The organism is Mycolicibacter acidiphilus, assembly GCF_018455725.1.
GTDB classification, from domain to species: Bacteria; Actinomycetota; Actinomycetes; order Mycobacteriales; family Mycobacteriaceae; genus Mycobacterium; species Mycobacterium acidiphilum.
The window spans coordinates 1-504 of record NZ_JAHCLR010000126.1 but is presented as its reverse complement, the minus strand read 5'-3'; the positions used below and the strand labels follow the sequence as shown (position 1 = coordinate 504).

1 pseudogene is annotated in these 504 nt (G+C 66.3%); it reads right to left on the bottom strand.

The features are described 5' to 3' along the window. Positions 1 to 504, bottom strand: a pseudogene (locus KIH27_RS22135) (IS3 family transposase); the annotation flags it as partial.

Sequence of the window (504 nt, the reverse complement as noted above, 5' to 3'; positions counted from 1 at the left end):
CACATCGACCCGACCTGCACACCAATTCCGATGAGGCGTTTCTTCTTGCGGCGCTGCGGAACCCGCAGGCCCTCCTCGCGCCAGAGGCGTCGGATGCGCTTGTTGTTGGCTTCCCAGCCGGCTTTGCGGGCTGCGATCGCCGCTCGGCGCCAGCCCCAGCGGGGCCGGTCGGTGGAGAATTTCCGAAGCCAGCCACGTAGCTCGGCCTCCTCGTCGCTGATCGGCGGTGGTTGCAGGCGCATGGTGGAGCGGTGGATGCCGACCACCGTGCAGGCTCGCCGTTCGGAGACCCCGAACCGTTCACGCAGCACCGTCACGGCGCTGCGCTTGCGGTTCGGGGTTAGAAGTTTCCCGACGAGATCTCCTTGAGCATGTCGATGTCGAGGGCCTGGTTGGCGACCAGTTTCTTCAGCCGGGCGTTCTCGGCCTCAAGCTCCTTGAGGCGTTTGGCGTCGCTGGCCTTCATGCCGCCGTACTGGGCGACCCAGCGATGCCAGGTCGACT